The organism is Bartonella sp. MR168JLCBS, from assembly GCF_042194175.1.
In genome coordinates, this window is the sequence record NZ_JBHIMP010000008.1 from 80,540 (window position 1) to 88,093 (window position 7,554).

The 7,554-nt window shown below is 42.7% G+C and carries 6 protein-coding genes; 2 read left to right on the forward strand and 4 right to left on the reverse strand.

Annotated elements, in window-relative coordinates:
- Positions 1 to 155: 155 nt before the first annotated feature.
- A complete protein-coding gene (locus tag ACFIK8_RS06490; RefSeq protein WP_375669048.1) occupies positions 156 to 2,111 on the forward strand; it encodes a toprim domain-containing protein in 1,956 nt (651 codons plus the stop codon).
- Here the strand turns inward: ACFIK8_RS06490 and ACFIK8_RS06495 are convergent.
- The 4 genes from ACFIK8_RS06495 to ACFIK8_RS06510 form a co-directional block, all read right to left on the reverse strand.
- On the reverse strand, positions 2,102 to 2,446 hold the full coding sequence (locus ACFIK8_RS06495; RefSeq protein ID WP_375635606.1) for a hypothetical protein: 345 nt from the start codon (positions 2,444 to 2,446) through the stop codon (positions 2,102 to 2,104). The two genes, ACFIK8_RS06490 and ACFIK8_RS06495, sit on opposite strands and share 10 nt — an antisense overlap.
- 281 nt (positions 2,447 to 2,727) lie before the next feature.
- Positions 2,728 to 3,411, reverse strand: a complete 684-nt coding sequence (locus ACFIK8_RS06500; RefSeq protein ID WP_375669049.1) for a hypothetical protein — start codon at positions 3,409 to 3,411, stop codon at positions 2,728 to 2,730.
- A 24-nt stretch (positions 3,412 to 3,435) separates the two neighbouring features.
- Complete coding sequence (locus tag ACFIK8_RS06505; protein ID WP_375652764.1) at positions 3,436 to 4,059, reverse strand: hypothetical protein; 624 nt, start codon at positions 4,057 to 4,059, stop codon at positions 3,436 to 3,438.
- Positions 4,060 to 4,117: 58 nt separating this feature from the next.
- Positions 4,118 to 4,537, reverse strand: a complete 420-nt coding sequence (locus tag ACFIK8_RS06510) for a hypothetical protein (protein WP_375669050.1) — start codon at positions 4,535 to 4,537, stop codon at positions 4,118 to 4,120.
- Positions 4,538 to 4,774: 237 nt separating this feature from the next.
- Between ACFIK8_RS06510 and ACFIK8_RS06515 the strand changes: the two genes are divergently transcribed.
- The gene (locus ACFIK8_RS06515; RefSeq protein ID WP_375635598.1) at positions 4,775 to 5,344 is read left to right on the forward strand and encodes a hypothetical protein; all 570 of its coding nucleotides are present in this window, start codon (positions 4,775 to 4,777) and stop codon (positions 5,342 to 5,344) included.
- Positions 5,345 to 7,554: the final 2,210 nt, after the last annotated feature.

A 7,554-nucleotide genomic window follows, 5' to 3' on the forward strand; every position in this document is an offset into this window, starting at 1 on the left:
ATTGGCAAGAAAAGAGCGACAAAGAAGCTCTCAAAGTAGACTGGCAAGCCCCATAGCACCACGGATTTCACTATCAGATCGAACGGCTAGAACAGCAAAAGAGAGTCCTCATCTCCTAAATCTTGAGAAAAACAGCAATAATATCACGAATGACCATGAGCACAATTTTTGAAATCAAACAAAAACTTATCTCACAAGCAGATAGAATAGTAGAAATGCTTCTTCCCCAAGGGCACAAACGAGGCAACAATTGGATTGTAGGCAACACACGTGGTGAAGCTGGTCAAAGTTTATCAATTTGCTTGAGTGGCAGTAAAGCAGGACTTTGGTATGATTTTGCAGAAGGCACTGGAGGAGATCTTTTAGACCTTTGGTGTGAAGTCAAAGGCATTAGCCTCTCTCAAGCATTAGAAGAAGCACGCGCAACTCTCAATCTGACACGCCCAAAACCCTTTATGGTCCCTCATCGTTCCTATCGCCGTCCACCGGTTCCTAAAGGGCAGACCCCGCAGAATCTCGTAAAAAACTATCTCCACAAAGAACGCCACATTCCTCTAGAGGTTATAAAGCGTTACCGCATAGGAGAAAATGGTGAAAAAATCATTTTCCCCTTTTATAAACCCGATGGCACCCTTGCTCTAGTTAAAGAACGGCTCGCGCAAGCAGGAGCAAAAAGCAAACCAACAGCCTCTCAATGTGAACCGATTTTGTTTGGTTGGCAAGCCCTTTGCTCCCCCCAAAACACCCCCTCAACAAACCCCGCCTCCACACATGCATCCCAAAACACACCCTCAACCAACCACGCCTCCACACAGGCATCCCAAAATACCCCCTCAACCAACCCCGCCTCCACGCACACGGCCCAACAGGCAACCCAGCACGCGCCGTTTCCCACTTTTTCTTCAACAAACCGTACAATTGTTATCACTGAAGGAGAAATTGATGCACTTTCCTTAGCTGCCTATGGATATCCGGCGGTTTCTGTTCCCTTTGGGGGAGGAAGTGGAGGCAAACACAACTGGATTGAAAATGAATTTGATCATTTAGAATCTTTTGAAACGATTTTTTTAGCCACAGATATGGACCAGCCCGGAGAAGAAGCAGCCCGTGAGATTGCCAGCAGGCTTGGACGCCACCGTTGCTACCGTGTACGTTTACCCCGCAAAGATGCTAATGACTGTTTAACCGCAGGGATTAATAGAGCCACCATAAAAGCCGCCTTTTCCTCAGCACAAAGCTTTGCTCCAGAAGGTTTACGGCGCGCCTCAGACTATAAAGATCAAGTAATAGGGCTTTTTTGGCCAGAGCCTGAAAAACATCTTGGTTATACGGTTCCCTATCCTAAACTGAAGGACAAATTGCATTTCCGCCCAGCAGAATTAACGCTTTGGAGTGGTGCCAGTGGTGCAGGAAAAAGCCAATTGTTATCAGACTGTATTCCCCATTGGATTGCGCAAAAAAGTCGCCTTTGCTTAGCCTCTCTAGAAATGAAAGGAGAACAATCTTTACGGCGCTTAACCAAACAAACAGGCGGCTTAGAAAAGCCTACAAAAGAGACGATTGAACGGATTCTTCATTTTTTAGACGATGGGCTTATTCTTTATGAACATGTTGGCAAATCAAGCGTTGACACCTTGCTTGATGTCTTTGACTATTGTCGTGCGCGCTATGGCTGCGATCAATTTATCATCGACAGTCTCATGCGGCTTGGCATTGCCTCTGATGATTATGCAAGACAAGAACAAGCCGTTTACAAAATGGTTGATTGGGCTGTTTTAAACAGTGTACACATTCATCTTGTAGCCCATGCCCGCAAAGGCGGTCTGGATAAAGATATCCCCAGCACAGAAGACATTAAAGGTGCCTCAGAAATTGGCGCCAATGCCTTTAATATCATCACCATTTGGCGCAATCGATCGTTAGAAGACAAAATCTTTGCCGCCTCTCTAGCACAAGAAAAAGCAGATTTAGCCAAACGCCCTGGCGTCATTATGAATATTGCCAAACAACGTTCTGGTGATTTTGAAGGCAAAATAGGGCTTTGGTTTGATCCTCAAACCTACCGCTATCGCTGTTCTTTTGAACAAACATTCCCTCGACGTTATCTGTAATGCTCCATAAACCCCACTCTCTTTAAAAACGCCTCCGCCTTCACACGCGCACGCCTTGCTCCCACAGAAACAACAGGAAGGATAAATCCACAAATGATAAAAAACACCCAATCCTTCGAGAACCAAAGCCAGCCCAACCCCATATTCTCTGCTCCCAAACGCAAACAAAAAAAGATCGCTCCAACAACGGCGCAAAACACCAGCCCCTTCAATAGCCACAAACAACGCGTCAGCACCCCATCTTGCCGCCCCCTCATATGCAAAATCAAGAACCACTCCAACACTACAGCAAACACGATCCCTATCAAGGACAGGAGTCCCCACGGTATATCCATACTCTCCATCCCCTAAAAGAGCCAAAAAAAAGACGACTCCTAAAATACAGTAAAACAGCACTTCCTTCAAAAAGAGGGAAATACCACAAATACAATAAAACGCCGCCCGCCACCACGGAATATCGAAGCGCTTGGAAACTTTATAAGTACCAATAACGACAACAATAAAAAGGTAGGAAAACACCAACAACAGCAAAAAAAACAAATCGTTCGACATCAATATCCAAAATAACTCACAGCAAGCACATTAAAGGTCACACCCATGGAGAAAAAAACACCACCTACCTCAAGAACCAAGCCCCTAGAACACGCGCACGCCTTACACCCTGATAAATCAAAGGAGAAAGAAATCCAAAAATGAATAAAAACACCCAATCCTTCGAGAACCAAAGCCAGCTCAACCCTAGATTCTCTGCTCCTTCACGAGTAAAAAAAAGGATTAGTGCCAAAATGCAGCAAAACAGCACAAAATTCAAAGAACGCAACAACCTCTGTAACACCGTATCACTTTGCTCGCGTATAAAGAACCCCAAGAGCACTTTCAACAATACAGTCAAGAGCAATCCCTTTAAGAATACCGCCCTTACGCTATCCATATCCCTGACGCCCACAGCAGCAAACCACAGGATAAAGCCCATCATGCAACAAAACATGACCGCCTTTAAGAACACTTGCCCCGCCACAGGCATACTCTTGACGCCCAGATGCACCAAACCAAGGACAGTTGCAAAAATGCAAGAAAACACCGCCCCCTTCAAAAACAGCTCCCCACCAACAGCGCGCCTGCCCACGCCCACATAAATAAAACCAAGGTAGGTGGCAACAATGCCATAAAGCACCACCCACCTCCAAAACATCCACCCTGTAACAGAGCGACGCTTTGCTCCCTCATAAATAAAAATCAAGGCCAGAGCAAAAAAGCAGAAAAAACCCAACAACAGCCAAAACATCACATCGTTCGACATCAAATACCCCTCACAGCAATAACATCAAAGATCACGCCCGTAGGGAAGAGAAACGCTCATTCTTTTTAAGCCCCCCAACAGTACACGCATACACCGTACCCCCTCCAGAGCAAAAAAAGGAACAAGTCCAATAGTGCCCGCAAACACCCCATTGTTCGAGATCACAAACCAGCGAACCCCCATATGCTTGGCGCCATTATACGCCAATCCAACAACAGCTCCAACAACGCAGGAAAACACCGCTAACTTCAAAAAAGACACCCCACGCGATATCCATTTACCCCGCACCCTCATAAGCAAAACCAAGGACAGCCCCAGCAATGCAACAAACACCGCTCCGATCACTAAAAATTCCCACGATATATCAAAACGCTTCGCTCCCTTATAAGCAAAGCCAAGAACCACTACAGCAATGGTGCAAAACACCACAGCCTTGAAAAACACGCCCCACGATACAGTTCTACTGTTTGCTCCCACAACAATAAAACAAAAGGTCGCTCCAGCAATGCAAGAAAGTTCCACCCCCTGCCAAAACACCTCCCACGTAATAACCGGTCGCCCCGCATCCTCATAAGCAAAACCAAGGACCAAGCCAATAACGCAGAAAAACGCCAGCCCCTTCAAAAACATGTCCCGCGCAACCACCATACGCCCCGCTCCTTTATTAAGTAAAAATCAGAGACCATGCCCAAAATGCAGCAAAAGATCAATCCCTTTCAAAGAATGAAAGCCTAAACCCAAAACGCCTTGCCCCACGATAAATAAGCCCAAGGACAAGACCAAAGACAACGCCAAAAAGAATGTTAAACACCCACCTGTTTGAGAACCACACCCAAGTCAAACCAAAATGCTCAGCTTGCGCATAAATAAAATCAATGACAGCAGCAAAAATGAAGCTCAACAACAACATCTTGAAGAACAAACCCTGATTTACACCACGCCGCTGCATTACTTCATAACCCAACATAAGGAAAATGCCAGGAGTGCCATAAAATACCACAGCCCGTAAAAATACGCCCCACGTCATCCCCAACGCCTTCATTTCCATATAAACAGACACAAAGACAACAACCACAATGCAGAAAAATACTAGTCTTTTCAAAGACAAAGCACCGCGCAACATCATTCCACTCCCCCATCAAGCCATTCAAGGAAAATCCACCATGCAACAAAACACCCCTCTTTTCAAGAGTCAAATCCATGGGGCTCCCCCACACAAACGCAACAGTCCAAGTCACCCCCAAGAGCGCACAAACCCTCACGCACACTCCAACACATGTCTTCCTCTAATCCCCCTGTTTTGCCTAGAGCAAGCAACATTTTTTAAAAACGAGAAGCAAACGATAATTTTTAAGGAGATGATATGACCCATCAAGAGAGAAAAAATACGCAAACCTGCCCGCTTGACCATCAAGATAAAGGAAGGCACATTGGTCATTTAAAGGCGCAAGAAATCCCTGTTGAAACGAGCAATCCTTATTTTCAATCCAATCATCCAGAAAACTCCAGCAATCCGCGTACCATCAATGCCATTGCCAATGCACAAAGCCATCCCATTGCACTTTTATATGCCAAAGGACATCTCAGCAAAGCCCAATATAAAGCGGCAGAACGTTTTTATTTTTACTGGCGTCAAAGTCAAGCCGATCTCCACATGAGCCTTGACTACACCCGTGAAAAGGTTTCCTGTAGCCAAGGGTACACACACCCCATTGAACGTCAAATAGAAGCATCCAATCATTTAAAAACAATCAAAGTTCAACTGGGTATTCTTGGCTATTCACTGCTTGAACGCGTTATCGGCTATGGACAAGCAATCAAAGAATTAAGTTCTTCAAAACGCAAACAAAATTCCCTTGCCGATCATTTACGAGATTGTTTAGACTTGTTAGCATTTCATTGGGGATATGCAAACCATAAACATTCTGAATAATCTCCCTCCTCGCCATTCTAAGCTACCTCCCATGTTGCTGCCCCCTCTAAAGCCCCCCAGACGGGCTCAACCATCCAGAAGCTCCCCCCCACCTCTTCCATCCCCTCACCCCCCCACACACCCAAAAGGACAATACTTCACTCCACACCCACTCAAAATACACTCCGCACCCTTAAAAACAAAAATCCTTCCCCCACACCAGTCCTGTAATCATGGGGTGCTTTTACGTTTATTCGTTTTTTATTGAAGAATACGTTTTGTTTAAGATGCTTGCATGCATCATAACAGCTTTAAATACAGTTTAATTGTTTAATTAATATCGAGTCTCAAAATAAATATTCAATTGAAAAAAGTATTCATTAATTTTTAATGCAAAATGACATAATCTTCTTTTTTGTAAAAAGTATTTTTTATATTGATATCTTTTCAATTCTCTGCTAATCATAGCATAATAGTTTTGTAAGTATGAATTTGCGGATTGAATACAGTCTTTTGAGTTCATTTTTTTAACATGTCCTACTAGCCAATGTTAAAATTCTCCTGCTTTTAGTCCTCTGATTACAACAGGGGACTTTTTTTACGACTGTACTTTTTTATAACTGTGTTGTCTTAAATCACTCTCTTATGAGCTTTGTTATATTCCTCCATAAAATCTCCCCGCAAAATGGATCATTCTTTTGTCAAATTGGCTTGCGTTCCATCCTCAAAGGACAAAGCTTTTTAACCCAATCTGATCTACAAACAGCTTGGATAGACTTCACTCTTGATTTTCCATTCAGGATTTTCAGCTAAACTCAAGGTGCGACAAAACAAGCTCTGCCCTAAAAATCCACCGCACCCTTAAAAAAACACTTCAATATATCCAAGGCGGCTGGCTCTCATATCACCAAACCGCAAATGACAGTGTTTTACGACATAACAGAATGACTTATATTTAATGACTTTCTTTATCCTGTACCCCACCAAAAGGTTGATGTATCACGACACCATATTGATTTATAATTATAATCACCCGTTCTTCATATTAAAATAAGAGACCCGAATATCATAGGGGTTCTCTCATTTTAAATTTATTTCAGGTTGCAAGAATCAACGCCATGTCTTTTGCACATTACCAACATGAGAGACATATGAAATAAAACACTTCAAAGATAAAGAATCAAAATGCCTCTTATAAACACGCTCAAGCACTAAAGGCTGTCATCACATTAGACGCTAGAATAGTATGATAGTGCTGGCTTTCCCCTTATGAGATTTTAAAGAAGGGCTTCTCCACTTCACGAGAGATTTCCCCATTATCCCATTTACCAACATCCCCATTCACCAACATTATTGTGAGATAAGACAACATGATGTTTTTTAAATAAGGACGTAAATGTGCAACACAAATATGTTCTGTTTAGAACATTCTGTTTTACGTAAGGCGCGTAAAACCCCATTAAAAAACTGGTATCCCCACGAGAAAAAATCTAAAGCGTGAGGATAAAAACATAAAGCAAGCGTGATTCCATTCAGCTATTGCTCTTTAACCGTCAAACCGCATAAAACATAGATCCGGAAAGACGGAGGGAAGCTTTATCCATAGCACTTCATATTCTTCTCAAATATGTTGATCTTCCTGCTTTAAAAGATAAACTAAAAATATATACAACATCTCTCCTAACACCCCCCTCTTTCTAGCATCCCTCAAGAATCAAACGTTATACAGCTCATTTTGTCATATTATAAAGCACTGTTATTTTAAGGCGGTGTTGAAACAGTTAAAATAATTAAAGTGTTTAGCCAACGCCATTAGCGAAGCAAAAAAACAAACTGTTGAAAAGCAGTGTAAATCTTGTGTAAACATAAAAAAAACAAGAAAAAGGCACAAAAATATCTTAATTATTATAAAAATACTCAGCGTCTTTTACGATTGTATTGACGAACAACCCTGATCACATAATCATCTTAAATGTTGAGAATAAAGAATGAATAGCCCTAACAAATACAGCAACCTATCAATAAAAATATAAAAACAAATCTTTTGGCTATCCCTGTTTTTTACGGAATAGGCCTTTCCCTTTGGATACTGCTCACTCTCATGAAGCAGCATCCAAACTGTAGAGGATGCACTCCGCCTTCAAAAGAGTGCATCCTTCCCCTCAACGGATACTGCTCAACCCTGATAAAGCAGTATCCAAACTGTAGAGGATGCACTCCAGCCCTCAAAA

What these genes read in the sequence shown, in the direction of transcription:
- ACFIK8_RS06505 (WP_375652764.1), bottom strand. Translation starts at nt 4,059, where the DNA reads ATGGTGGTTGCGCGGGACATGTTTTTGAAGGGGCTGGCGTTTTTCTGC.
- ACFIK8_RS06490 (WP_375669048.1), top strand. Translation starts at nt 156, where the DNA reads ATGAGCACAATTTTTGAAATCAAACAAAAACTTATCTCACAAGCAGAT.
- ACFIK8_RS06495 (WP_375635606.1), bottom strand. Translation starts at nt 2,446, where the DNA reads ATGGATATACCGTGGGGACTCCTGTCCTTGATAGGGATCGTGTTTGCT.
- ACFIK8_RS06515 (WP_375635598.1), top strand. Translation starts at nt 4,775, where the DNA reads ATGACCCATCAAGAGAGAAAAAATACGCAAACCTGCCCGCTTGACCAT.
- ACFIK8_RS06510 (WP_375669050.1), bottom strand. Translation starts at nt 4,537, where the DNA reads ATGATGTTGCGCGGTGCTTTGTCTTTGAAAAGACTAGTATTTTTCTGC.
- ACFIK8_RS06500 (WP_375669049.1), bottom strand. Translation starts at nt 3,411, where the DNA reads ATGTCGAACGATGTGATGTTTTGGCTGTTGTTGGGTTTTTTCTGCTTT.